This is a genomic window from Halomonas sp. KAO, from assembly GCF_015595025.1.
GTDB lineage: Bacteria > Pseudomonadota > Gammaproteobacteria > Pseudomonadales > Halomonadaceae > Halomonas.
The window spans coordinates 112,602-136,761 of sequence record NZ_JADNRL010000009.1; the positions used below are offsets into that span (position 1 = coordinate 112,602).

The following is a 24,160-nucleotide window of genomic DNA, read 5'->3' on the forward strand; positions in this document are numbered from 1 at the left end:
TCCGCAATAGGAGAGGGGGTGGGCCGCCTGACTGGCGGCCCACCGTGAATCAGGCGGGGTCGTAGGAGAGCACCGGCATGAGCCAGCGCTCCATCTCCTCGAGATCCATGCCCTTGCGGCTGGCCAGGCTCTCCACCTGTTCACGGGTGATCTTGCCGGTGGAGAAGTATTTCGACTGCGGATGCGAGAAGTACCACCCCGCCACGGCGGCGGCGGGCCACATGGCGAAGTTCTCGGTCAGGGTGAGGCCGGACTGCTCGGTGGCGTCCAGCAGCCTGAACAGGGTCGGCTTCTCGGTATGGTCGGGGCACGCCGGATAGCCCGGTGCCGGGCGGATGCCCTGATACCTTTCGGCGATAAGGGCATCGTTGTCCAACGCCTCATCGGGTATATAGCCCCAGAACTCCTTGCGCACCCGTTCATGAAGGCGTTCGGCAAAGGCCTCGGCCAGGCGGTCGGTAAGCGACTGCACCAGGATGGCATTGTAGTCATCACCGGCCGCCTTGTACTGCTCGGCGAGCTCCTCGACACCGTGGCCCGTGGTCACGGCGAAGCCGCCGATCCAGTCCGCTTTGCCACTCTCCCGTGGGGCCACGAAATCGGCCAGGCTGTAGCACACGCCGTCGCGGTTCTTGGTGGTCTGCTGACGGATATGATGAAGCCGTTCGATCACCTCGTTGCGGGAGTCGTCGGCGTACACCTCGATGGTATCGTCGTCGATGCTGTTGGCGGGCCAGATGCCGATCACGCCGCGCGCTGCTACCAGCTTCTCGTCGATCAGCTTGCGCAGCATGGCCCGGGCGTCGCGGAACAGGCTGCGCGCCGCCTCGCCGACCTTGGCATCGTCGAGAATCTTCGGGTACTTGCCGGCAAGCTGCCAGCTCATGAAGAAGGGGGTCCAGTCGATACGCTCGACCAGTTCATCGAGATCATAACCATCGAAGGTCAATGTGCCGGTCATGGCCGGCTGCGGCGGGGTATAGCCGCTCCAGTCGATCTTGAACTTGCGCTGACGAGCCTGCTCATAGGTCAGGTCTGCCCCCTTGGGGCGCCGCTTGGCGTTACGTTCGCGCACGCTCTCGTATTCGCTGCGGATCTCGGCAATGTAGTCGGGTTTCATTTCCGGCGACAGCAGCCTGGAGGCGACGCCCACCGCACGGGAGGCGTCCGGCACATAGATCACCGGGTGTTCGTAGCCGGGATCCACCTTGACCGCGGTATGCGCCTTGGATGTCGTGGCGCCACCGATCAGCAACGGCAGTTCAAAGCCCTGGCGCTGCATCTCCTTGGCCACGCCGACCATCTCATCCAGCGACGGCGTGATCAGGCCCGAGAGGCCGATGATGTCGGCGTTTTCATCCCGAGCCGTCTGCAGGATCTTCTCCGCCGGCACCATCACCCCCAGGTCGACGACGTCGTAGTTGTTGCACTGCAGGACGACGCCGACGATATTCTTGCCGATGTCGTGAACATCACCCTTCACGGTCGCCATGACGATCTTGCCCTTGGCCTGGGTCGTTTCGTCTTTCTCCGCTTCGATATAGGGCAGCAGGTGCGCCACCGCCTGCTTCATCACTCGTGCGGACTTGACCACCTGGGGCAGGAACATCTTGCCGGCGCCGAACAGGTCACCGACCACGTTCATGCCATCCATCAACGGCCCCTCGATGACCTCGATAGGGCGGTCGAACTGTTGGCGCGCCTCTTCGGTGTCCTCGATGATGTAGGCGGTCACCCCCTTGACCAGCGCATGCTCGATGCGCTTCGCGACCTCCCAGCCACGCCACTCCAGGTCTTCCTTCCTGTCCGCACTACTGCCGTCGCCCTTGTACTTCTCGGCCAGGTCGAGCAGTCGCTCGGTCGCATCGTCGCGCCGGTTGAGCACGACATCCTCCACCGCATCGCGCAACTCGGCATCCAGATCATCGTATACCCCCAGCTGACCGGCATTGACGATGCCCATGGAGAGCCCGGCGCGAATGGCGTGATAGAGGAATACCGAGTGGATCGCCTCACGCACCACATTGTTGCCGCGAAAGGAGAACGAGACATTGGAGACGCCGCCGGAAACCTGGGCGTGGGGCAGGTGCTTGCGGATCCATTCGGTCGCCTGAATGAAGTCGACGGCGTAGTTGTTGTGCTCCTCGATCCCGGTGGCAATGGCGAAGATGTTGGGGTCGAAGATGATGTCTTCGGGAGGAAAGCCGATCTCGTCGACCAGCAGGCGATAGGCGCGCTCGCTGATCTCGGTCTTGCGCGCAAGGGTATCGGCCTGGCCGACCTCGTCAAAGGCCATGACGACCACGGCGGCGCCATGGCGGCGACAGACGGTGGCGTGCCGACGAAACTCCTCCTCCCCCTCCTTGAGCGATATGGAGTTGACGATCGCCTTGCCCTGGATGCACTTGAGGCCGGCCTCGATGATCTCCCACTTCGAGGAGTCGATCATGATCGGCACCCGGGAGATATCCGGCTCGCCGGCGATCAGGTTCAGGAAGCGCACCATGGCTTCCTGGGAGTCCAGCATCCCCTCGTCCATGTTGATGTCGATGACCTGGGCGCCATTCTCCACCTGCTCCAGGGCGACCTCGAGGGCGGTGGTGTAGTCCTCCTCCTTGATCAGGCGCTTGAAGCGCGCCGAACCGGTCACGTTGGTGCGCTCGCCGACGTTGACGAACAGCGAGTCGGGCCCGATGTTGAAGGGTTCGAGGCCGGAGAGACGACACTTCTTGGGGATGTCCGGCAGGCGGCGCGGCGGCATGCCCTGGATGGCGCGATGGATGGCGGCGATATGCTCGGGCGTGGAGCCGCAGCAGCCACCGAGGATATTGACCAGGCCGCTGGCGGCAAACTCCGCCACGATGGCCGCCATCTCCTCGGGTGACTGGTCATATTCGCCGAACTCGTTGGGCAGGCCGGCATTGGGGTGCGCCGAGACATAGGTGTCGGCCTTGCTCGACAGCTCCTCGACGTAGGGGCGCAGCTCCTCGGCGCCCAGCGCGCAGTTCAAGCCCACCGACAGCGGCCTGGCGTGGCGTACCGAGTTCCAGAAGGCCTCGGTGGTCTGCCCCGACAGCGTGCGCCCCGAGGCATCGGTGATGGTGCCGGAGATCATCACCGGCAGGCGCTCGCCGCGTGACTCGAAGAGCTCCTCCAGGGCGTAGATCGCCGCCTTGGCATTGAGGGTATCGAAGATGGTCTCGATCATGATCAGATCGGCTCCGCCTTCGATCAGCGCCTCGGCGGCTTCCCGGTAGTTTTCGCGAAGCTCATCGAAGGTGACGTTTCGCTTGGCCGGATCGTTGACATCCGGGGAGAGCGAGGCGGTTCGGGAGGTGGGGCCAAGCACGCCCGCGACATAGCGTGGGGTGCCGGTCTCGGCAGCCACCGCATCGCAGACCTCGCGAGCCAGCCTGGCCGCCTCACGGTTGATCTCGGGTACCTGTGCCTCCATGCCATAGTCCGCTTGAGACAGGCGAGTGCTGTTGAAGGTGTTGGTCTCGACGATATCGGCGCCGGCCTCGAGGTACTCGCGGTGGATGCGTGACACCAGGTCCGGGCAGGTCAGTACCAGCAGATCATTGTTGCCCTTGAGGTCCGAGGGCCAGTCGGCAAAGCGCTCCCCACGGAAGTCCTCCTCGGAGAGGCCGGCGTTCTGGAGCATGGTGCCCATGCCTCCATCGAGCATCAGGATGCGCTCGGTGAGACATTCGATCAGGGTGGCGGTCTGGGCAGTAGGAGCGGCGGCCATGGTGTGAGTCTGTCTCCAGCGAGGGTGTCCGATATTCATGACCGCCGTTGTGCCTCGGGGCATCTTCTGTGTCGCGGCCGTTGTCAAGCCGGACATGGTAGCAAACTGCTCGCCGCGGGGGCAGGTGGGTGTTTAAAACCCACCAAATCACTCGGGATTGTTTCGCCGCGCCCCGTGTCTTACCATTAGCGTCATCACATTACCCGGTACGCGGCGACCTCGCCGCTGCCGCGCACCGACAGCGGGAAATAGCATGAGCGAACCGATCCAGATTACCGAAAGTGCCCAGGACTACCTCGCCGAGCTGCTCGAGAAGCAGAACGTCGAAGGGATCGCAGTACGCATCTTCATCACTCAGCCAGGCACCCCCTATGCCGAAACCTGTCTGGCCTACTGCCGCCCCGGTGAAGAGGAGCCTACCGACGAGAAGCTGGAGCTGCCCAAGCTGGGTGTCTTCCTGGACAAGAACAGCCTGCCGTTCCTCGAGGAGGCGGTCGTCGATTTCAACGCCGATCGCATGGGGGGGCAGCTGACCATCAAGGCGCCCAACGCCAAGATGCCCAAGGTCAATGCCGACAGTCCCCTCGCCGATCGCGTCAACTACGTGCTCTACAGCGAGATCAACCCCGGCCTGGCGGCCCACGGCGGTGAGATCAAGCTGATCGAGCTGACCGACGAGAACGTGGCGATACTGGCCTTCGGTGGTGGCTGCCAGGGCTGTGCCGCGGTCGACCTGACGCTCAAGGATGGTGTCGAGCGCACCCTGCTGGAGCGCATCCCGGAGCTGGGTGGCATCCGCGACGTGACCGACCATAGCGACACCACCAACGCCTACTACCGTTAAGCGGCCTCGCGCCGCACGGCTTACCTGGCGTCACAAGAAGGGCTCCGCCGAAAGGTGGGGCCCTTCTTTTGTTATGGGTTATGGGCAGATAAGGCGGCCTCAGGGGCTGTCGTCAGGCGGGGCGCCTTCTTCCCTGCTTTCATCGGCCGACTGAGCCGAGGCGTCATCCTCTTCCGGGGCGGCCTTCGGCGTCTGCCACAGGCAGCGATAGAGCTGCTGCTCCAGGTTTCTCACGCGCTCTGCCTGCTCCTCCAGATGACGCTTCTGCTCGTCGATGCGTGCCTGCAGCAGTGACTGCTCATGCTGGCGGGTCTCGGCCAGCGCCTCCGCCTGGCGGCGGGCCAAGTCCACATCGCGATGGTGCTTCTCCTCATTGGCAAGCCTTGCGCGCACCTCCTGAAGCAGCGACTCCTGACGCTCGAGGCGCTTCTCCAGTTGTTCTTCTCTTCCCGCCGCCGCCTTCTCACTGGCCAGTCGCTCCTGGCGGGCCTGGTCGAGCAGAGTCATCAGGCGTGTCTCGGCGCTTTCGTGGCGCTGCTCCTCCTGGGCCAGCTTCTCGCGGTGGGCCTCCTCGCACGCCTGCATGGCCTGCTGGTGCTCCTGTGCCATGCGGCTAGCCTCGTCTCGATGGCGTTGCAGCAGCGACTCCGCTTCGGCCAGGCGCGTGGAGGCGCGGTTCTCGGCCGCCTTCAGCGCCTCACATCGCGCCTGGCTCGTTGCCAGCTCAGCGCTGAGCGCCTCCAGGCGCTGCTCGGTGCCGGACAGGTGGCTGGCCAGGGCCGCTTCACGCTGCCTGGCATCGTCCGCCTGTCGACGAGTGTCTGCCACCGACTCCTGCGCCTCTTCCACCCTGCGATCCGCCTCCTCGCGGTAGTGGCGTAGCGCCTCGTTGGCACTCTCCTGGGCCTGGCGCCAGAGCCCCTCGGCCAGCTCCTGAAGGGCGGCCGGCATGCCGCGGGGTGGAGGAACGTCGCGGTTCTCCTCGCGCTGCTGCCGCCAGTTGCGCAGATGATCGCTGATCGTGGTGAAGCTGCCGGTCCCCAGTATCTCGCGAATCTTCTGCACGCTGGGCGCATCGCCACGGGTCAGCAGCTCGTCGATGGCTCGTTGTACGTCTTCGTAGGTCACGCCGATGCGCGCCATGAGGCTCTCCTTGTGCCACCCCTTTGGATCGATATGCGGCGCAGCATAGCGGTATTCAGGGGGAATTGAAAGATAATTACATTATACGTAATACGTAAAATACGTTATGAAAAAGGAAATAAAAGCAAGATTACGCGGCTTATCTTGATTTTTCTTATCAGTCCACGGGATACTGGCCGACAGGAGCAAGGAGCAAGGAGCAAGGAGCAAGGAGCAAGGAGCAAGGAGCAAGGAGGGGGCGTTGGGGCATCAATCGAAAGACGACATCGTGGTGGAGGAGTCGCCGCTGCAACCGGCCACAGGGCCTTTGCCGCCCCTGGCGAAGCGGGGCGGCTACATCGCCGCGCGCAGCGATGCCGAGGCGGTGGGCGAATGGCTGGCAGAGTACCGGGCCAGTCCCAGGACTCAGCGCGCCTATCGTCGGGAAGCTCAGCGGCTGCTGCTATGGCTCGCCGAGCGCAACATCACCCTCGACCAGGTGCGACGGGACCATCTGGAGGCCTTCGAGGCCTTCCTCGTCGATCCCCAGCCGAGATCGCGCTGGGTCGGGCCACCGCGTCCGCGTCACGCCGAGGACTGGCGCCCCTTCCGTGGGCCGCTGTCACCGGCCAGCCGCCGCCAGAGCCTGGTGATCCTGCAGGGCATGTATGCCTGGCTGGTGGAAGCGGGGTGGGTGGGCCACAACCCCTTCCGACTGATGCGTGACAAGCGGCGGAGGCTCGATAACCGCCGGACCGGTATCGAGCGCTATCTGGAGGCGCCGTTGTGGGAGTGGTTCTGGGGCTGGTTGAACGGCGCGAACGGGCCGGCGACGGAGGAGGGAATATCATCCCGCGAGCGCTACGAAGGGGCTCGTCGACGCTTTATCTTCGGTTTCGCCTACCTGCTGGCACCGCGTATCGCCGAGATGAGTGCCGCCCGCATGGGGGATTTTCATCAGCGCGAGGGGCGCTGGTGGTGGAACGTGATAGGCAAGGGGGGCAAACTCGCCAGCATTCCCGTGCCTCCCGACATGCTCTCGCTGTTGAAGGAGTGGCGAGAGGTTCTGGGGCTGAGCCCGGAGCCCCAGCCGGATGAGGCGACGCCACTGCTGCGAGCCCTGGATGGCAAGCGGGGCATCGGCGACAACCGCCTCTATCGGCTGATCAGGCAGGCCTTTGCTCAGGCCGCGGACGACCTGGAGGCAGTAGAGGAGGAGGGCGCTCGTGGCTGGGTGCTACGCCTGCGCCAGGCCACCCCCCACTGGTTGCGTCATACGGCGCTGACCCATCAGGCTCAGGCCGGGGTCGAGCTGCGCTACCTGGCGGCCACGGCACGCCACTCGCGGCTGGACACCACCGCCCACTATCTGCACGCAGAGGATGAGGCCTGGCACCGACAGCAGTCTCGCCACGGGCTGGCCGAAAGAGGCGAGGGGCAAGCCGGGGCGGACGCCGCGGGGGAGGAGCCGGTATAATCATCCCATTCACCAACAGGAGGCCCCATGACGATTGACGCCACCGCCGAGCAGACCCAGAAGGAACTGATCGAGGAGTTCGAGCTGTTCGACAACTGGATGGATCGCTACCAGTACATCATCGATATGGGCAAGGCGCTGCCCGAGTTTCCCGAGGAGTGGAAACGTGACGAGCTCAAGATTCAGGGCTGCCAGTCCAATGTCTGGATGCGCCACGAGTGTCGCGACGGGGTCGTGCACTTCGACGCCATCTCCGATGCCGCCATCGTCTCCGGGCTCATCGCCGTGCTGATGCGCATCTACAACGACCGGCCCGCCGCGGAGATCCGCGATACCTCACCGCACTTTCTCGGTGACCTGGGACTCGACAAGCACCTCTCGCCCACGCGCAGCAATGGCCTCAACGCCATGCTCAAGCGCATCTATGAGGTGGCGGAGCAGGAGGCCGCCTGAGGCCGGGCCGGCTCAGGGGGCCGGGCCGTCACGCTCCGCTGGACGGTCCGAGGCGCGGGGACGGAAGTTCTCGTCGAGCTCGGGGTCCTCGCGGCACAGCGCCTCGCTGGGGCCACCCGGTACCGGGTCGATACCGCCTTCACAGCCTGGGTGGCAGCGAGCGATGCGGCGGGCGGCCATCAGCCCGCCCCTGAAGGGGCCATGCACGCGAATCGCCTCCACCGCATAGCGGGAGCAGCTGGGCCAGTAGCGACACCGCGGCCCGAGCAGGGGACTCAACGTGACCTGGTAGAGCCTGACCAGCCCGATCAACAGCCAGGCCACGGCCTGACGCAGTCGTCGCGCCAGGGTGGCCAGCCAGCCGGCCCGGTTGTGCATCAGGACTTGCCGTAGAGCGTGGCAGGGTCGATCAGCGGGGCGGTGGTAATGCGCGCCGTTTCCGTTTCGAGCGCCACATAGAAGCAGCTACGGCGCCCGCTGTGGCAGGCGGGACCCGTCTGGTCCACCTGCAGCAGCAGGGTGTCTCCGTCACAGTCGAGCGCGGCCCCCCTCAGGTGCTGCTGCTGGCCGGAGCTCTCGCCCTTGCGCCACAGCTTGCCACGCGAGCGCGACCAGTAGCAGACCCGGCCGGTGCGCAGGGTCTCCATGAGGGCCTCACGGTTCATCCAGGCCATCATCAGCACCTCGCCGCTATCGTGCTGCTGGGCGATGGCAGGAATCAGGCCATCGTCGTTGAACCCGATGGATTCGAGCACGGGGGTGAGATCGTGCTGGCTGTCGGCGGGTGCCCGCTCGAGCGCCTTGAAGATATCGGACATCGCAATTCTCCGCAGAAAGGTTCAGTTGCCGGTATCGCCGCAGGCATCGCAGCGTCCCAGCAATTCGATCGTCTGTCGCTCCACCCGGAAGCCCAGCTGCTGGGCGCAGTCGGCGAGCTGGGCATTGACGTCCTCCAGGTGCAGCTCCTCGACTCGACCGCAGAGGCGGCAGATCAGCAGCTGGAAGCCGTGCGAATGTTCCGGGCAGGGACAGGCAACATAGGCATTGAGCGACTCGATACGATGCACCAGGCCCTGGTCGATCAGAAACTCTAGGGCACGGTATACCGTGGGTGGCCGGGCCGAGGCGTGCTCGGCGGCCAGGCGGTCGAGGAGGTCATAGGCCTTGAGGGCGCCGGACGCCTCGGCAATCATCTCGAGCACGCGGCGGCGTATCGGCGTGAAGCGCGCCCCGCGCTGTTGGCACTGCCGCTCCGCCTGGAGCAGCAGGTTTCGGGAATCAGTCATGGCACCCGTCGGCTGTCGAAGTTGGCGACATTCTACGCGGGTGGGCGAGGGCGGGCCACCGAGCCTCAGGCCTCGGCGCTGGCCTCAAGCTCGCTTTGACGGGCGAAATGGTGGCGCGCGAAGTCAACCCGCGCCTGGGCAGCCACACCCTCCGGTTGCTTCTCGACCAGGTCGAGGCGACGCCTCAATCCTTCGCCGTTGGCCATCTGGATCGCCAGCCCGGGCCGGGCGTTGAGTTCCAGCAGCATGGGGCCCTGATCGCGATCGAGCACCATGTCGGTACCCAGATAGCCGAGCCCGGTCATCTCATAGCAACCGGCGGCCAGCAGCAGCAGGGTAGGCCAGTCGGGAATGCTCAGGCTGGCCAGTTCATGACCGGTGTCGGGATGGTCGTGACGCGTGCGATCGAACTGAACCCCTCGGATGGCGGTGCCGGAGGCGATATCGAGTCCCACGCCTACCGCACCCTGGTGAAGGTTGGCCTTGCCGTCCGAGGCAGCGGTGGAGAGGCGCATCATCGCCATGACCGGGTAGCCCTTGAACACGATGACCCGGATATCCGGCACCCCCTCGTAGGTGTACTCGGAGAGGCTTTCATCAAAGTTGATCAATGCTTCGATCAGCGCCACATCCGGGGCGCCGCCCAGGGAGTAGAGTCCGGAGAGGATATTGGAGACGTGTCGCTCGACATCCGACAGGCTCATGCGTACGCCGCTGGGCTTGATATAGTCTCCCCCCTCGACCCGCTCCACCACCAGGATGCCCTTGCCACCGCTGCCCTTGGCGGGCTTGATCACGAACCCCTGCTGGCCGGCAAGCAGCTCACCGATATGCTTGACGCCGAACTGGGTGGTGACGGTGCCGATCAGTGCCGGCGTGGTGATACCGAAGCGTTCGGCGAGCAGCTTGGTCTGCAGCTTGTCATCCACCAGCGGATAGAGACGGCGATTGTTATAGCGTCCGATATAGCGGATGTTGCGGCGATTCATGCCGATGATGCCCTTGGCGCGCAGCTTGCCGGGTGTCGTCCATTCACGCATGACTCTCAATCCTCGGTGACCGGCTTGAAGCGGCGTAGCTCCAGCAGGCGATACCCGGTGTAGTTGCCGATCATCAGGATCAGCGCCATCAGGATCAGCTGGACCCCCAGGAAGTTGAAGGTGATATGGCGTACCCAGGGATTGTTCATGGCCAGAAACGCCAGAACCGCGGTGAACAGGCTGCCACCGCCCTGGATCAACACCTCCTTCGGACCCTCCTCCTCCCACAGGATCGACATACGCTCGATGGTCCAGGAGAGAATGATCATCGGGAAGAAGGTGATGGTCAGGCCGGCATTGAGCCCGAAGCGGTAGGCGAGCACCGAGAACACGGAAATGATGCCGATTACGGTGATAATCACCGCCGTTACCCGCGCCACCAGCAACAGGTTGAGGTACGACAGGTAGCTGCGGATCACCAGGCCGACGGCGACCACCAGCAAGAAGCCGATCAGGCCGGTGGCCAGGCTCGTCTGGATAAAGGCCAGGGCGATCAGCACCGGCATGAAGGTGCCCGAGGTCTTGATCCCCACCAGCAGTCGGAGCAGCACCACCACCAGCGCGCCGATCGGAATCAGCAGGATCGTCTGAAACAGTGCCTGCTCCTCGAGCGGCAGGCTGTGAATGGAGAAGTTGAGCAGGGTATCCTCGGCGAGCTGGTTGCGAACCGCCGCGGCGGCCGGCTGATTGCGAACCAGCATCGAGAAGCTGACCCTCGAGTTGCTCCCTCCCTGAACCTCGAGCACCGCCTGGCCGTTGCCCTCCCAGATCAACAGGTTGTCGGGGCGTCCCTGGGCACCGGTTGCCGGGTCGAAGAGCGCCCAGCGCTTGCCATCAAACACCTGGACCCAGCTGGTGAGTGACTGGCGTCGCCGTCCATCCTCGAGCAGCAGGCCGCTGACCTCCCGGGCCGGCACGCCGGCCTGGTTGAGCAGCCGGACGAGGAGGGGCGTGCGCTCGAACTGGGTCAACAGCAGGCGGGCATTCTCGCCCTGGCGCTCCTCGTTGAAGTCATGCAGCAGCTCGCGGGCGAAGGTGAAGGGATCCGCACTGCGGCCCCAGGCGCGCTCGATCATCTGGGTGGCGGCCGTATCATAGGGCCGCTCCCAGACAATATCGCGGCGTGGCGGCGGGTTATCCAGGCGAGGAGGGCGGCTGTCCGGCGCCACCAGGACCTGGGCGGTGTAGTAGAGCTGCTGGGAGCCGGTGGCCTCTCGGATCGACCACTGGGCGCGCCTGCCGCCATCCTCTTCCACGAAGGAGAGGCCGTAGCCGGGCGAGGCCGTATGCTCGGTAAGCAGTCGAAAGCCCTCCTGAGTCGAGGGGAGCGCCATGTCCACCAGAACCGGATCGCCCAGTGCCGTGAAATTGACCTGAGCTTCCACTTCCCACACCTGGCGCTGCTCACCCGGCGTCCAGGGTACCTCGAGCTGATAGTGGCGATGCAGGGTCATGGCGATGCCGGCCAGCAACAGAACGCCAACCAGCAGATAGAAAGGCAGTCGTGACATGGGGCTTCCTTGGCAGAGGGCGACGGATGCGCGCCTCAGTGCGTTTCGTTGTCGAGGTCGGCGTCATTCTCGTGGCGCTCGGCTTCCGATGCCGGGCGCCCGCCGGGAAATTCGGGGCGCGGGTGAAGGTACCGCTCGGCCACATCGATGACGGCGATATCCAGCAGGAAGCGCCTGCCCAGCAGGGCCGGAAAGTCGAGATGAGTGCGATCACTCAGCGTGAACTCTACCGGCTCACGGATCGACCCCAGGGTCATCATCAGGGTCACCACCGGCCGTGACTCCTCACCGGTCGCCTGGATGATACGTACGCGGCGCTCGATGGGGGCTTCGATCCACTCATCCCGTACCGCCTCGACGACTACGTCGTCGTCTGCCAGGCCCAGCTTGAAGCGGACCCAGTTTTCGCCGTCACGCTCGAATCGGGTGATCTCCCGGGCGGAGAGCGACGAGGTATTGGCGCCGGAGTCGATACGCGCCTTGAGATAGGTGCCGACATCGGGCAATCCGATCCATTCGCTGCTGCCAAGGACAGCCTTGTTGCCGATCCCGAGCTCATCGGCCGCGCACTCGCGTCTAACGACCACTGGGCCGGAGTCATTGTCATCGAGCCGATCCAGGCGACCGTTCATGCCGCGCAACAGCGAACCGACCTCGCGCACATCGCCGATCAGGAGGTCCTGGCGGCTCGTAACGGACGATAGCTCGGTATCCAGCCGGGTGTTGTCGCAACTGGCAAGCAGCGTCTCTTCCAGCGCATTCATGCGCTGATGAAAGTCGGTCGAGGACAGGGTGGGGGGTGGCGTCGGCTTTTCCGTCAGCGCGACACAACCGGAAAGCACGATGGCGGACGCTGCGAGCGTCGCACTCAGCAGAGGATGGGGCATGGGGAAGGACACTTCCTTTGGATAGTCTGGCGATGATAAGGAGTCGCCGAGGACCTTGTCCAACCTGGAGGCATCTTGCCAGGCTGAAGCGCATGGGTATCAAGAGGCTTGCGAGAGCTTCGTATCACTAAATTTAACATGTATGCACACCAATTAATGTATATTCCTCTTCATAACAATCAGTTATGTGAGATTTCGTGTCAACTCAGTACACGCGCTCCTTTCTATATAGGTGGTCTCCTACCCGGTAAGAGCGAGACTGCTACATCCCCGCGATACGGCCTCGCTCGATGACCACGTAGCTGACAGCGCTGCAACCGTTTCTAACCCCTGCTCTCATCAATGGCGAAAACCATTCGCAGTGGCGGCCCTTGAGTTGAACGTGCTCTGGTGACAAACCTGCCTCGAAGGGGTTTGGTATCCTTCAGAAGGAAAAAGTGACACCTACCTAAGTGCTTAGTAGGCTTACAAAAGATAACGATCTATGGGCTTCCTAGGGAGCCCGCACTCAGGGAGCAACACCCCCATATGGCCTTCGACCAAACCTATTGCATGGATACTCTCGCCGCCGCCACTCGGCCTGAAGCGGACAGCAGTGAGTTCATCTATGCCTTCCTTGATGCCTACGGATTTCCCAAGGCGACTATCACCCAGGTCCGCAATGACGGACAGCGCAACGTGGCCAGCCGCAAGACGGAAGGACACGTTGCGCTGAAGAACTGGCTCTACTTCATGCCGGTGCGCCAGGGAGAGAGCATCCATGAGGCGTTGCAGGTGCTGGCCGACGAGGACGAGCCTGCCCGGCACAGGTGCCGCTTCCTGATGGTGACGGACTTCCGTGAGCTGACGGCGCTGGACACCAAGACCGATGAGCGCCTGGAGGTTGGGTTCAGTGAGCTGGCGACCCAATACCTGTTCTTTGCCCCTATGGCGGGTCTGGAGCGCACCAAGCACTTCGAGGAGGCGTCTGCCGACTTAAAGGCGGCGGCCAAGATGGGGCGGCTGTTCGACCGCCTGAAGGAGGTCAATGAGTTCAGCACCCCTGAGCAGCTGCACGCGCTCAACGTGTTCCTGACCCGCCTGCTGTTCTGCTACTTCGCCGAAGACACCGGCATCTTCCCCAAGAACGCCTTCACCAAGGTCATCATCGAGGCCAGCGGTGATAACGGGGAGGAATTGCCTGATCTGCTTGCCCAGCTATTCCGGGTGATGAACCAACCGGAGAATGAGCGCCCAGCTGACCTGGCAGCTCACGTTGCCCAGTTCCCCTACGTCAACGGCGGTCTGTTCCGTGACGACCTCCCCGTGCCCGAGATTCGTGGCAAGGGGAGGCGGATGATGATCGAGTGCGGCCAGCTCGCTTGGGAGGCGGTGAACCCCGATATCTTCGGCTCGATGTTCCAAGCGGTGGTGGACGAGGAGAGCCGCGACGCGCTGGGGCAGCACTACACCTCTGTGCCCAACATCATGAAGGTGATTCGCCCGTTGTTTCTCGACAAGCTCTACGCGGAGCTGCACAAGTCGAAGGGCAACCGCAAGAAGCTGGAAACGCTGCTGGAGCGGCTGACACGGATTCGCGTATTCGACCCCGCGATGGGATCCGGCAATTTCCTGATCATCTCCTACAAGGAGCTGCGACGCCTGGAGATGGCCGTGTTCCGGGCGCTTCAGGAGGTGTCTGGCCAGCAAGAGATCTTCATGAGTGGGATTCGGCTCAGCCAGTTCTATGGCATCGAGATCGATGATTTTGCACACGAGGTAGCGCAATTGTCGCTCTGGCTGGCTGAACACCAGATGAATATTCTGTTTGCTAAGGAGTTTGGCCATGTTGAACCGCTGTTGCCATTAAAAGATACCGGTAGCTTGGTGTCTGGGAATAGTTTGCGTATTTGCTGGGAGGAGGTCTGCCCACTAAAAGAAGATGTTGAGATTTATGTTTGTGGTAATCCTCCCTTTGTTGGTCAGGTTAGCCGTGGTGCCAGTCAGGTTTCTGATATGAAGGAGGTCTTAGGGAGGAGGGTCCGAAACTTTAAGTCTCTGGATTATGTGTCTTGTTGGCTGGTTAAGGCTGCTGAGTATTGTGGGCTTGATAATGTTGAGGCGGCATTTGTATCTACTAACTCTATATGTCAGGGTAAGCAGGTGGCGCTTTTGTGGCCCGTTGTTCTTGAAATGGGTGTTAAGATAAGCTTTGCTTATCAAACCTTTGCTTGGCGTAATAGTGCGAAAGGTAATGCTGGTGTTCATGTTGTAATCATTGGCCTTTCGAAAAAGCTGGGGCCTCGCTTTATTTTCCAGCGCCTTGATAACGGGTGGCATAGGAAGGATGTGAAAAATATCAGCCCCTACCTGTTGGATGGTGGGGATGTAGTAGTTAGTGAGCGACGTGCGCCTTTAGTTGCAGGGTGCCCAAGGCTTTATTTTGGCAGCATGCCAAATGATGGTGGTCACTTGCTGTTGAATAAGGAAGAGTATGACTCTCTAATAGTTGAGGAGCCGAAGTCTGAACCTTGGATTCGCCGTCTGCTTGGTGCCAAGGAGTTTTTGCAAGGCCACAACAGATGGTGTTTGTGGTTAAAAGATATTGATAATGAAAGTCTTGAAAGAATGCCTCTGGTTAAAGAGCGTGTAGAACGAGTTCGTCAATATCGTCTTGGCAGTGATCGAGGGCCTACAGCAAAGCGCGCTGATACTCCGCATGAGTTTGCAGAGGTTCGCCATCAAGAAGGCCAGGATTACATACTTGTTCCCAAGGTCACATCGGAGAGAAGAGAGTATTCGCCTGTAGGGATGTTTACTGATCAAGTTATAGCTACAGACTTGGCAATGATAGTTCCTGGTGGAACCCTTTATGAGTTTTCACTTCTCTCTACTCAGATGCATATGGACTGGCTCCGACTCGTCGGTGGTCGCCTAAAAAGCGACTACCGATACTCGGCGTCGCTTGTCTACAACACTTTCCCCTGGCCCGAAGTATCGGAGAGACAGCGCCAAGAGATCGAGCAGCTGGGGCGTGCCGTGATCCTTGCCCGTGCCGCGCATCCTGACAAGACGATGGCGCAGCTCTACGACCCCGACAAGATGCCCGATAATTTACTCGAAGCACACCACGCACTAGACCGGGCCGTGGAAAAACTCTATCGCAATCGCCCATTTCGTGACACCGCTGAACGTCAGGAGTATCTGCTGGCTCGCTATGAAGAGTTGATTGAGGCTGAGAAAACAGCGAAGACAGGAAATAGAAAATCCCGCAAAGCTACAGAAGTAGAGGGCTAAGGCATGGCAGAGCTGATCACGGTCGAATACGCCCGCACGGGAAAGAGTTCCAGCAGCAACGCACTGGGGATGCGCGAGATGCAGGCGCGGGCCTACGAGAAGCGCGATAGCCAGTATCTGCTGCTCAAGGCTCCTCCGGCCTCCGGCAAGTCTAGGGCACTGATGTTTCTGGCCCTACACAAACTCAACCGGCTGGGCCTGCGCAAGGTCATCGTGGCGGTGCCGGAGATGTCCATTGGGGCATCGTTCAAGGACACTGACCTCACCTCCCACGGCTTCCACTGGGACTGGCACGTCGAGGATCGCAACGACCTGTGTCGGGCTGGCAACGATAGCGGCAAGGTGGATGCCTTCTGCCGCTTCATGGCCGATCGTAACGACCGAACCCTGGTCTGCACCCATGCCACGCTGCGCTATGCCTTTGCCAAGCTGAAGCCCTCTGACTTTAACGACTGCCTGGTGGCGATCGACGAGTTCCACCATGTCTCCGCCGATGAGGGCAACAGGCTAGGAGGGTTGATCGATGATTTGATGCATGGCTCCAATGCGCACATCGTCGCCATGACCGGCAGCTACTTCCGTGGTGACGCTGCCCCGATCCTGCTGCCCGACGATGAAGCCCATTTCGACAAAGTTACCTACACGTACTACGAGCAGCTCAACGGCTATAGCTATCTGAAGTCCCTGGGTATCGGCTATCACTTCTATCAAGGTCGCTACCTCGACGCGATCCGCGAGGTTCTGGACCCGGCTAAGAAGACCATCGTCCACATCCCCAACGTCAACAGCGGCGAGAGCACCAAGGACAAGTATGGCGAGGTCGATCATATTCTCGATGCGCTGGGTGATGTCGAGATGCAAGACAGCCGCACCGGCATCGTCACCGTGCGTCACCCCAGCGGCAAGCAGCTGAAGGTCGCCGATCTCGTCACCGACACCCCTGTACGCCGCGACGTGCAGGAATACCTACGCCAGGTCACCAAGCCTGAGGACGTCGATGTCATCATCGCCCTGGGCATGGCCAAGGAGGGCTTCGACTGGCCCTTCTGTGAGCATGTGCTGACTATCGGCTACCGCAACTCCATGACTGAGATCGTCCAGATCATTGGGCGTGCTACCCGAGACAGCGAGGGCAAGACCCACGCCCAGTTCACCAACCTGATAGCCCAGCCTGATGCCGATGATGAGGACGTGAAGGTTAGTGTTAACAACCTACTCAAGGCGATCACCGTCTCGCTGCTGATGGAGCAGGTGCTGGCACCTAGCGTATCGTTCAAACCGCGCTCACGCATGCGACCGGACGAAAAGCCCGAACTAGGCACCGTGATCATCGAGGACAGCCAAGCACCAGTATCTGACAAGGTGATGAGTATCCTGGACTCTGGTGGCCAGGAAGACATCATCTCGGCCCTGCTTCAAAAACCTGAAGTGGCCGCCGCTGCAGTGACTGACACCACTGAGCCTGAAGTTATCAATGAAGTGGAACTACCGAAGGTCATCGAGCGACTGCATCCAGATCTTGATGAGAGTGAGCGTGAGGTGCTGCGCGAGACCGTGCTGACCACCATGGGGGCTAGGGCTACAGGCGGGCTTTTCAACGAGGACGAGCTACCCAAGGGAGCCGAGATCCATGAGCCCGGCCAGAGTTATGAGACTGATGAGAATGGTGTGCCTGTCGATCCTGGTGCTGCCCCGGATGGACGCGATCTAGGTGGGGAAGCCGATGACGGTGAGCCGAAGGGCAACCGTCAGTTCATTAAGATAGGTGAGAAGTTCGTCAATATCGAGCACCTCAACATCGACCTCATCAACCAGATCAACCCCTTCCAGGGCGCCTATGAGATTCTGTCCAAGGCGCTGACCGCTCCTGTGCTGAAGACCATCCAGGACACCGTAGTTGGCAACCGCACGCAGATGACCGAGGAGGAAGCGGTGGTGCTGTGGCCCAAAATCGTCGCTTTCACCAAGGAGAAGGGGCATCCGCCTTCGGTGCACAGCGATGACCACATGGAGGTCCGCTATGCCGAGGCGCTGGCTTACATCCAGCAGAAGAAACGGGAGAAAATGAAGGGGGCGTCAACATGATTCGTACCCGTCGAGAAGCGCCAAAGCGGCGAACGCTGGACGACATTTTCGCCACACCCGATGAATTGGGGCTGTTGGCGGTTACACCGCCCAAATCTTCCGCGCCGAGTGCCGACCAGCGGATGGTTGCGACTCTCCAGGGCATTGAGGTTTTTATGGACACGCATGGACGTGAACCTCAGGAAGACGCGACAGACCTTAACGAAGCCACGCTAGCCGTCTCACTGGCCGCTCTCAGAAGCGATCCCACCAAGGTGGTGGCATTGGCTGATTGGGATACACGAGGCCTCCTTGTTGCCTCTACAAGCGATTCTCATGATGTCTGCCACGAAGACCAACCTGCCACGAGCGAGGAGGCGGAGCAGGGGGCTGGCAATGGCGCTACGGAATTCTCCTCGCCTTCGCCTGAGAAAGCGACCGTCTCACCGGACAGTGTTACTTCGCTGGATGATATCTTGGATAGCGACCCCCTTGGGCTGCTGAGCGGTGGGGACGAGAGTGTCGAGTCGATCTTCAACCTGACTCACGTGCCCGAGAACAGTGAGCGGGATATGCCTGACGAGATCGCTCAACGCACCCACTGCGACGATTTCTATCGCTTCGAGGGGCTGTTCGATCTGGTGCGGGAGGAGCTGCGTGAAGGTGATGCAGAGGCAGTGCCGTTCCAGATGGAGTCGCAGATCGAGGAGGGCGACATGTTCGTCCTCAACGGCATGCTATGTATCGCTGATCAGGTCGGGGAAGAAAGCGTCGGCGCTGGGCGAAAGTTCAATCCGCGCCTTCGGGTCGTTTTCGACAACGGCACCGAATCCAACCTGTTGCTGCGCTCGCTTGCTAGGGCACTCTACAAGGACGAGACGGGGCGTCGTATTCTCCGGCGTGACAACACCTTCGATGCCATGCAGGGCATCACGCATCATGACAAGCGTACCGGGTTGATCTACATCCTGCGCTCACTGAGCCAGGACCCGGCACTGCGCGGCATTCGCAACCTCTACAAGATCGGCTACACCGAGAAAGAGCTGGACCAACGTATCGCCGGGGCTGAGCGTCAGCAGACCTACCTGGAAGCGCCTGTACAGATCGTCACGTCGTTTGAGTGCTATAACCTCGACCCGCGACGATTCGAGCGTCTGGTCCACGCCATGCTCCATCACCAGCGGGTCAACGTCTTGCTGCACAGCCGGGATGGCAGCACCTACCGGCCCCGAGAGTGGTTTGACGTCGAGTTGGACACGGCTAGGGAGATCGTGAGACGGATCGTGGATGGCACAATTTCTCAGTATCGTATGGATAATACGGTAGGGCGGCTGGTGAAGAAGTAGTCTGATAATGAAGTGACCCCCTCCAGAGCTGCACAGGCTATAGTGCAGCCATCAGGAGGACAGGATGAGCGACGACAACCCCATCAAGCGATGGACCGCCAAGCGTAAGGCCGCCGTGGTCATGGACATCTTCAAGGGTAAGACCACGGTCGCTGAAGTGGCTCGTCAGTACGACCTCACCGTCTCCGAGGTCGAGGGCTGGATCGATGAGGCCCAGCGCAGCATGGAAAACGGGTTCAAGGCCCGCCCCAAGGACATCCGTGAGCAGTACGAATCTGAGCTGCGGAAGACCAAGGAGGCACTGGGCGAGGCCCATCTGCAGATCTATGCACTAAAAAAATTCAAGCGCCTGCTCGACGAGGACGAGAACTCGTAACGTCGCTGCAGGCGCAACTGGCCGATGAAGGCCATGTGGTATCGCTCGTCAAGCTCTGTCGCTGGCTGGGGCTCCCCCGGCGAAGCCTGTATTACCGGCCCAAGGCGCGGCGGCGTGTCATCAATACCGACCTGGCGGCGCGGGTGAAACTGGCCCTGGAGCGGTTCCCCACCTACGGCTATCGCCGCCTGGCGTGCGTCCTGGGAGAGAACCGCAAGCCAATCCAACGCATTCTGCAGCTGAAGGGTTGGCAGGTGCGCAAGCGGCCTCAGGGCTTCCGGCCGCGTGCCAGGAGCCTTCCGTCCGTGGCCTCACGGCCTGATGAACGCTGGGCGACGGATCTCACGCACGTGTGGTGCGGTAAGGATCGGCGAGCCAGCCTGGCGGTGATCATCGACTGCTGCACGCGTGAGATCCTCGGCTGGCGATTATCAGACAATGGCAGCAGCAAGACCGCTGAGGCCGCGCTGGAGGAAGCGCTGATCTATCGCCTGGGGGCGCTGGGGCGCGTTCAGCAACCGCTGGCACTGCGCTCCGACAATGGGCTGGTCTTCAGCAGCCGGCACTACACGGGCACGGTAAAGGCTTATGGGCTGACGCAGGAGTTCACGACGCCCTATACACCGGAGCAGAACGGGCTCGTCGAGCGCTTCTTCCGCTCATTGAAGGAGGAGTGCATCTGGCTCCATCGCTTCGAGTCGCTGGGCCAAGCCAGGGTCGTGATCGATCGCTGGATCCGGTACTACAACGAAGAGCGGCCACATCAGTCTCTGGACTATGTGGCACCCCGAGCACACCTCGCATTAACTGGATGAGGTGTGCAGAAACCAGGGGGTCATTACAATAAGCTTTAAAGAAGGCGGGAAAAAGATGATAAATAGAAAGAATTCACCACTAAATCGGCTGCGGGGAAGTGTGGTCGATTATAAGGGACCGTTTGAGCCAATCGAAGAGGATTCTTGGGAAGCTTTGAAGCCCCCAAGCAGTAGTGACAAAGTTATTTTAAACGACCCTAAAGATAAGAAGCGCCCTCGAGGAGGGCGCGCTAATAACCCTAAATGAAAGTTGATGAGGGGCATTCCCTCACCGCTGACAAGCCATTTATGAATTATTGGGCAACGGATGGATCAAGCCACGCTTACGCCACCTATTGTTATTAACCAGTGATTCAAAATCTACTCCGTTTGAAAGAGAAAGGTCGTCAGCATGATCAGTGACGATCAATTGAGGAGAGAAACCAAATTCATCCATGTTGGAATTGCAATATATAGACAGTTGGCTAAACAAATTCTCAACTGACTTTATGTCCTCATCGACACTGGCATCACTTTCTATGCGAGCCTCCATGCGCTCTATTGATTTGCTGTCAAACTCTTCTCCAGTATCTCGTTTGAAACTTGGGAAATAGACTTGGGTTGGCTGGTCAATGAATAGTATCGATGGAATAGAGCACTCTTTCCCAAGGGAAGCAAAATATTTATGGAGAGATAGAAATAAAGTCAAATGACTATACAGCCAATTTGCACCACTCCCCATAGACCTCAAGAAGATCTTATCGCCATCTGGTGCCTCGTGATACAAGTCAAATGTTTCGAATGAAAACTTAAGGTTGATAGGCTGATAGCTATCCTCAAAATCAAAATTTCTTCCAATTTCACGCATGTGCTTATTTACGGCGCGATTAGCCTTTCTCATACCTTGTTTGTAGTCATATTTTGCTAACTTTCTATCAATATCTGCTAGGCTGCTTCGTAGCTCCGTTATCCTTTCTTCGAGAGAGCTATCATCTGTTGTCCCGAGAGTTTCAAGCGTGACAAAAAGACGGTATTTTGTTTTTAGGAAATTTTCCTGAAGGCTTTTCCTATCGGCAAGCTCTTCTTCAGAGTCTTCGAGAGATTGAATCTGCTCCTGTAATTTTGAAATCTCAACCATCAAGTCACTAATACTTTGTTTGACCTCGGAGAGAGAAGACTGAAGCTTTGCACGGAGAGGAGACGCATGTTGTGCATTGTTCGAGATTTTATCTATAGCTTTTTTTAGGTTTATCGCACTTTCCTTGAGCTGTTCATGAGAAGTATGGCAAAATGGGCAGACTGAATAAGCAATGTCAACACTATCTTGCGGGCTTATTTCACTCATCCTTTCAGAAAGCTCTTTCTCATCGGTTATGCTTTTTTTAATAGTGTTGGCTTTCCTTTGCAAAGATCTTAGCTGAGATGTCTTAGAGGCTAGATCCGTATTAAGTTCATTGAACTTGTTTGCAATAGCGCTAGATTGAAGGTTTATATCTTCAAAAGATATGGATTGTTCGATTCTATCCATTGCTGAATTAGGGTGACGAAGAACTTCGTCCAAGGTTATAGAGAAGTTATTTTCTACACCCATAGCCAAATAAAGTTGCGTCAACATAGGCTCGACTTTTCTCTTCTGGGCCTCTTTGACTCTTTCGCTGACATCATTCTCTCTAAGTGCTTTTCTAAGCTCTGTTGATATTTGTTCTTTCTCCTGAGAGAGAAGGAAGTAATCCTGATCAACTAGACCCAAAAAAACCTTAGAATGTTCGATGACTTGGTCACGTTTTTCTTTTTCATCAAATCTATAAAAAAGAGCATGTTTGTTTGCAATTAAGTTTTGATGCTGAAGCATAAAGGAGACAAAGCTACGGATAGAAGGTGTAGAGGCTTTTTTTCCTCTCATCTGCTTTGCGTTGATAGATTCATCAACATCATCAAGGTCAAGAAATAGACCCGTGACATGTTTTTTAAAAGCGGCGATAGGGATATAGTGTCCGCTATCAAAAAAGTCATGGGAAACAAGGTCTTTTGAATAGCTTTCAAGCTCTTTAAAAAAACCTTTTGCTGGGCTTCTTGTTGACCTACCAAGCACAACGGTTCTTTTTTCAATGCTCAGGCAGACATAGTAGATTAAAGCGACTTCTGTAATCACTCCTTTAGGAACTGTGTATTCGGAGCTGGCGAAGCAGTAGTCGAATATTTCAATTAGAGCGCTCTTTCCAGTTGACGACTTTCCTGTTATAACATTGAGTCCAGGCTTCAGGAAAACTGGGTGTCTTTTGCCTGAGACATCAATAACCCCCATTTCATTGATATATGATTTCATTTCGGCGTAGCTCCAAAAAAAGAGTATATTTCAGAAGGTGAGAATTGGCTAAAAAGTCTTCCAAGATTGTAGGATGGCTTGCATGCTTTTGTTGACTTAAAGCTTTCTGAACTAATTACCGAAAGGGTTTCAGGATCAATTTCTACCCAGTCATTGATTAGGCAATACTGAATACTTTTGTCAGTCAAGTCACTGAGAGAATCGATTCTTTCTTGCAAATCATATAGTAAAGCCTTGTCGTTAAAGATGCTCCATAAATTACTTCTTTTGGTGTCGCCAAACATGGCTCTTGCCAATGAATGCTTGTAAATAGGATGAGTGGAAAGAGGGATGACGAGCTTGGATAATAACAGGTTTTCCTCCACGCCATTTAGACTCGAATAAAACGCAGAAATATATTGGCCGCACAGAAATGGGTTGTATTTAAGTGCATATAAAGCATCAGTGATCTTCATTTTTTTCTAACTTCCCATTTCAAGTTCAATTCTTCATCATCCATGGCATCATGGATTAGTCCGTTCTTGAAAGCTAGAGGGGGAGCAGAGCAACCATCCATGGGGTTTGGTGGCTCGCTAATCACATCGTCATACAAGTCCTGCGAGCTAATTTTTGAGTCACGAACATGTCGGCAAGCCCTTGCGTATTTACGTTCATATTGAGTTACCAGTTCATCTTGGTATCTGTTTGTAGCGGTTCTGAATTGAGGCGCCCCATCTAGCTCTTCGGCCAAGGAATTTTGCAGCTCAAACCAGTTGCCTATGGCTATAAATATTACATCCTTATAATCTATATCATCTATTTTTTTAACAAAGAGCTTTTCTCTGTGCTGCTCTAGCATATTATCATCTGCTTTGACTCCAATAAAGCTGGGCATTGTGAACGTATGTCTGGCATATTGGGATGTTAGCCGAATTATTTCTTCATCGAACTCTTCCTTGGAAATGCACCATTTTTGATAAGTTGAAGATTCATAAACAAAACCTACAAGAGCTCTCAGAAAGCTATCTTTGTTGTTCTTGGGAATTCCCGCTGCGCACGACCGAGCTATCTTTTCCCGTATACCATTTAAGTCTTCGGAGTTAGTAAAGATAACAACCCTTGAGAGCACGTCCTTGAGATGGCTGCTCTCTTTCGACATAACTTCAATCTGGATATTGAGGACTTCGCTTTTTTTATCGGAGTTAAGCTCTTCTGATGATCTATCACTATAGATGCTTTCTAGTACGCAAAGCCTTTTTTCACCATCTAAGCAATTCCAGTTGCTAAGACGTGATTTAGCACCAAATGGCTGAGTTGTATGTAGAATTAGCTTTTCATAGAGAGAGTGATCAAATTTTTCAGAAAGCCAGTTTTTGAGTGTTTTCCAAAGGTTTATGTGATGATCTGTTAAGCTTCCACTAAAATCCTTTACTTCAAACTGACTTGATTCTTCTTTATCTCCAATCAAGCTGACATCACCGTCCTTTTCAAACCAAATGCTTGCTCCTTCTTTTAAGTTTAAGCACTGATCTAAACCGATTAATGCCTGGTAATGAAAAGCCAGAGCAGTAGTCAATACGGCATGCTTTGTTTTACCATTACTCATAATTTCCTCTCAGTCCCTTACG

19 protein-coding genes are annotated in these 24,160 nt (G+C 58.1%); 8 read left to right on the top strand and 11 right to left on the bottom strand.

Annotation, left to right across the window (positions count from 1 at the left end):
* Positions 1 to 49: 49 nt before the first annotated feature.
* Positions 50 to 3,751: a methionine synthase gene (gene metH / locus IOC61_RS03675; RefSeq protein ID WP_195687522.1), complete on the bottom strand. Its 3,702-nt coding sequence runs from the start codon at positions 3,749 to 3,751 to the stop codon at positions 50 to 52.
* A 253-nt stretch (positions 3,752 to 4,004) separates the two neighbouring features.
* Between metH and nfuA the strand changes: the two genes are divergently transcribed.
* Complete coding sequence (gene nfuA / locus IOC61_RS03680; RefSeq protein WP_195687523.1) at positions 4,005 to 4,595, top strand: Fe-S biogenesis protein NfuA; 591 nt, start codon at positions 4,005 to 4,007, stop codon at positions 4,593 to 4,595.
* A gap of 99 nt (positions 4,596 to 4,694) precedes the next feature.
* On the opposite strand, the gene IOC61_RS03685 is transcribed toward nfuA, so the two are convergent.
* Positions 4,695 to 5,738 carry a DNA-binding protein gene (locus IOC61_RS03685; protein WP_195687524.1) on the bottom strand — a complete coding sequence of 348 codons (1,044 nt, stop codon included), beginning with the start codon at positions 5,736 to 5,738 and terminating at the stop codon, positions 4,695 to 4,697.
* Between the two features lie 286 nt (positions 5,739 to 6,024).
* Between IOC61_RS03685 and IOC61_RS03690 the strand changes: the two genes are divergently transcribed.
* Together IOC61_RS03690 and IOC61_RS03695 are read left to right on the top strand one after the other, a co-directional pair.
* A complete protein-coding gene (locus IOC61_RS03690) occupies positions 6,025 to 7,194 on the top strand; it encodes a tyrosine-type recombinase/integrase (protein WP_229332909.1) in 1,170 nt (389 codons plus the stop codon).
* 27 nt (positions 7,195 to 7,221) lie between these two features.
* Positions 7,222 to 7,647, top strand: coding sequence for a SufE family protein (locus tag IOC61_RS03695; protein WP_195687525.1), 426 nt, complete (start codon positions 7,222 to 7,224; stop codon positions 7,645 to 7,647).
* Positions 7,648 to 7,659: 12 nt separating this feature from the next.
* On the opposite strand, the gene yidD is transcribed toward IOC61_RS03695, so the two are convergent.
* From yidD to IOC61_RS03725, 6 genes are all read right to left on the bottom strand, one after another.
* On the bottom strand, positions 7,660 to 8,025 hold the full coding sequence (yidD, locus tag IOC61_RS03700) for a membrane protein insertion efficiency factor YidD (RefSeq protein WP_195687526.1): 366 nt from the start codon (positions 8,023 to 8,025) through the stop codon (positions 7,660 to 7,662).
* Entirely contained in the window at positions 8,025 to 8,465 is a 441-nt protein-coding gene (hisI, locus tag IOC61_RS03705) for a phosphoribosyl-AMP cyclohydrolase (RefSeq protein ID WP_195687527.1), read from the bottom strand. Before hisI ends, yidD begins: the two co-directional genes overlap by 1 nt.
* A gap of 21 nt (positions 8,466 to 8,486) precedes the next feature.
* Positions 8,487 to 8,933, bottom strand: a complete 447-nt coding sequence (locus tag IOC61_RS03710) for a transcriptional repressor (RefSeq protein WP_195687528.1) — start codon at positions 8,931 to 8,933, stop codon at positions 8,487 to 8,489.
* 65 nt (positions 8,934 to 8,998) lie between these two features.
* On the bottom strand, positions 8,999 to 9,973 hold the full coding sequence (locus IOC61_RS03715) for an alpha-L-glutamate ligase-like protein (RefSeq protein ID WP_195687529.1): 975 nt from the start codon (positions 9,971 to 9,973) through the stop codon (positions 8,999 to 9,001).
* 5 nt (positions 9,974 to 9,978) lie between these two features.
* Complete coding sequence (locus IOC61_RS03720) at positions 9,979 to 11,484, bottom strand: UUP1 family membrane protein (RefSeq protein ID WP_195687530.1); 1,506 nt, start codon at positions 11,482 to 11,484, stop codon at positions 9,979 to 9,981.
* A 35-nt stretch (positions 11,485 to 11,519) separates the two neighbouring features.
* Positions 11,520 to 12,371 carry an ATP-dependent zinc protease gene (locus IOC61_RS03725; RefSeq protein ID WP_195687531.1) on the bottom strand — a complete coding sequence of 284 codons (852 nt, stop codon included), beginning with the start codon at positions 12,369 to 12,371 and terminating at the stop codon, positions 11,520 to 11,522.
* Between the two features lie 528 nt (positions 12,372 to 12,899).
* Here IOC61_RS03725 and IOC61_RS03730 point away from each other — a divergent pair.
* The 5 genes from IOC61_RS03730 (at position 12,900) to IOC61_RS03750 (ending at position 20,248) form a co-directional block, all read left to right on the top strand.
* The gene (locus tag IOC61_RS03730; RefSeq protein WP_195687532.1) at positions 12,900 to 15,647 is read left to right on the top strand and encodes a class I SAM-dependent DNA methyltransferase; all 2,748 of its coding nucleotides are present in this window, start codon (positions 12,900 to 12,902) and stop codon (positions 15,645 to 15,647) included.
* A gap of 3 nt (positions 15,648 to 15,650) precedes the next feature.
* A complete protein-coding gene (locus IOC61_RS03735; protein ID WP_195687533.1) occupies positions 15,651 to 17,732 on the top strand; it encodes a DEAD/DEAH box helicase in 2,082 nt (693 codons plus the stop codon).
* The gene (locus IOC61_RS03740; protein WP_195687534.1) at positions 17,729 to 19,057 is read left to right on the top strand and encodes a GIY-YIG nuclease family protein; all 1,329 of its coding nucleotides are present in this window, start codon (positions 17,729 to 17,731) and stop codon (positions 19,055 to 19,057) included. The genes IOC61_RS03735 and IOC61_RS03740 overlap by 4 nt, the downstream gene beginning before the upstream one ends.
* 64 nt (positions 19,058 to 19,121) lie before the next feature.
* Entirely contained in the window at positions 19,122 to 19,433 is a 312-nt protein-coding gene (locus tag IOC61_RS03745) for a DUF1153 domain-containing protein (RefSeq protein WP_195687535.1), read from the top strand.
* A 5-nt stretch (positions 19,434 to 19,438) separates the two neighbouring features.
* Positions 19,439 to 20,248, top strand: a complete 810-nt coding sequence (locus tag IOC61_RS03750) for an IS3 family transposase (protein ID WP_195687582.1) — start codon at positions 19,439 to 19,441, stop codon at positions 20,246 to 20,248.
* Positions 20,249 to 20,534: 286 nt separating this feature from the next.
* On the opposite strand, the gene IOC61_RS03755 is transcribed toward IOC61_RS03750, so the two are convergent.
* The 3 genes from IOC61_RS03755 to IOC61_RS03765 are packed head-to-tail and all read right to left on the bottom strand — an operon-like array spanning position 20,535 to position 24,138.
* Positions 20,535 to 22,553 (bottom strand): DUF3732 domain-containing protein, encoded by a 2,019-nt coding sequence (locus IOC61_RS03755; protein ID WP_195687536.1) that lies wholly within the window; start codon positions 22,551 to 22,553, stop codon positions 20,535 to 20,537.
* On the bottom strand, positions 22,550 to 23,008 hold the full coding sequence (locus tag IOC61_RS03760; protein ID WP_195687537.1) for a three component ABC system middle component: 459 nt from the start codon (positions 23,006 to 23,008) through the stop codon (positions 22,550 to 22,552). The genes IOC61_RS03755 and IOC61_RS03760 overlap by 4 nt, the downstream gene beginning before the upstream one ends.
* The gene (locus IOC61_RS03765) at positions 23,005 to 24,138 is read right to left on the bottom strand and encodes an adenylate cyclase (protein ID WP_195687538.1); all 1,134 of its coding nucleotides are present in this window, start codon (positions 24,136 to 24,138) and stop codon (positions 23,005 to 23,007) included. Before IOC61_RS03765 ends, IOC61_RS03760 begins: the two co-directional genes overlap by 4 nt.
* Positions 24,139 to 24,160 lie beyond the last annotated feature (22 nt).

Coding starts and splice junctions, on each gene's coding strand:
- metH (WP_195687522.1), bottom strand. CDS start 3,751: ATGGCCGCCGCTCCTACTGCCCAGACCGCCACCCTGATCGAATGTCTC.
- nfuA (WP_195687523.1), top strand. CDS start 4,005: ATGAGCGAACCGATCCAGATTACCGAAAGTGCCCAGGACTACCTCGCC.
- IOC61_RS03685 (WP_195687524.1), bottom strand. CDS start 5,738: ATGGCGCGCATCGGCGTGACCTACGAAGACGTACAACGAGCCATCGAC.
- IOC61_RS03695 (WP_195687525.1), top strand. CDS start 7,222: ATGACGATTGACGCCACCGCCGAGCAGACCCAGAAGGAACTGATCGAG.
- yidD (WP_195687526.1), bottom strand. CDS start 8,025: ATGCACAACCGGGCCGGCTGGCTGGCCACCCTGGCGCGACGACTGCGT.
- hisI (WP_195687527.1), bottom strand. CDS start 8,465: ATGTCCGATATCTTCAAGGCGCTCGAGCGGGCACCCGCCGACAGCCAG.
- IOC61_RS03710 (WP_195687528.1), bottom strand. CDS start 8,933: ATGACTGATTCCCGAAACCTGCTGCTCCAGGCGGAGCGGCAGTGCCAA.
- IOC61_RS03715 (WP_195687529.1), bottom strand. CDS start 9,973: ATGCGTGAATGGACGACACCCGGCAAGCTGCGCGCCAAGGGCATCATC.
- IOC61_RS03720 (WP_195687530.1), bottom strand. CDS start 11,484: ATGTCACGACTGCCTTTCTATCTGCTGGTTGGCGTTCTGTTGCTGGCC.
- IOC61_RS03725 (WP_195687531.1), bottom strand. CDS start 12,371: ATGCCCCATCCTCTGCTGAGTGCGACGCTCGCAGCGTCCGCCATCGTG.
- IOC61_RS03730 (WP_195687532.1), top strand. CDS start 12,900: ATGGCCTTCGACCAAACCTATTGCATGGATACTCTCGCCGCCGCCACT.
- IOC61_RS03735 (WP_195687533.1), top strand. CDS start 15,651: ATGGCAGAGCTGATCACGGTCGAATACGCCCGCACGGGAAAGAGTTCC.
- IOC61_RS03740 (WP_195687534.1), top strand. CDS start 17,729: ATGATTCGTACCCGTCGAGAAGCGCCAAAGCGGCGAACGCTGGACGAC.
- IOC61_RS03745 (WP_195687535.1), top strand. CDS start 19,122: ATGAGCGACGACAACCCCATCAAGCGATGGACCGCCAAGCGTAAGGCC.
- IOC61_RS03755 (WP_195687536.1), bottom strand. CDS start 22,553: ATGAAATCATATATCAATGAAATGGGGGTTATTGATGTCTCAGGCAAA.
- IOC61_RS03760 (WP_195687537.1), bottom strand. CDS start 23,008: ATGAAGATCACTGATGCTTTATATGCACTTAAATACAACCCATTTCTG.
- IOC61_RS03765 (WP_195687538.1), bottom strand. CDS start 24,138: ATGAGTAATGGTAAAACAAAGCATGCCGTATTGACTACTGCTCTGGCT.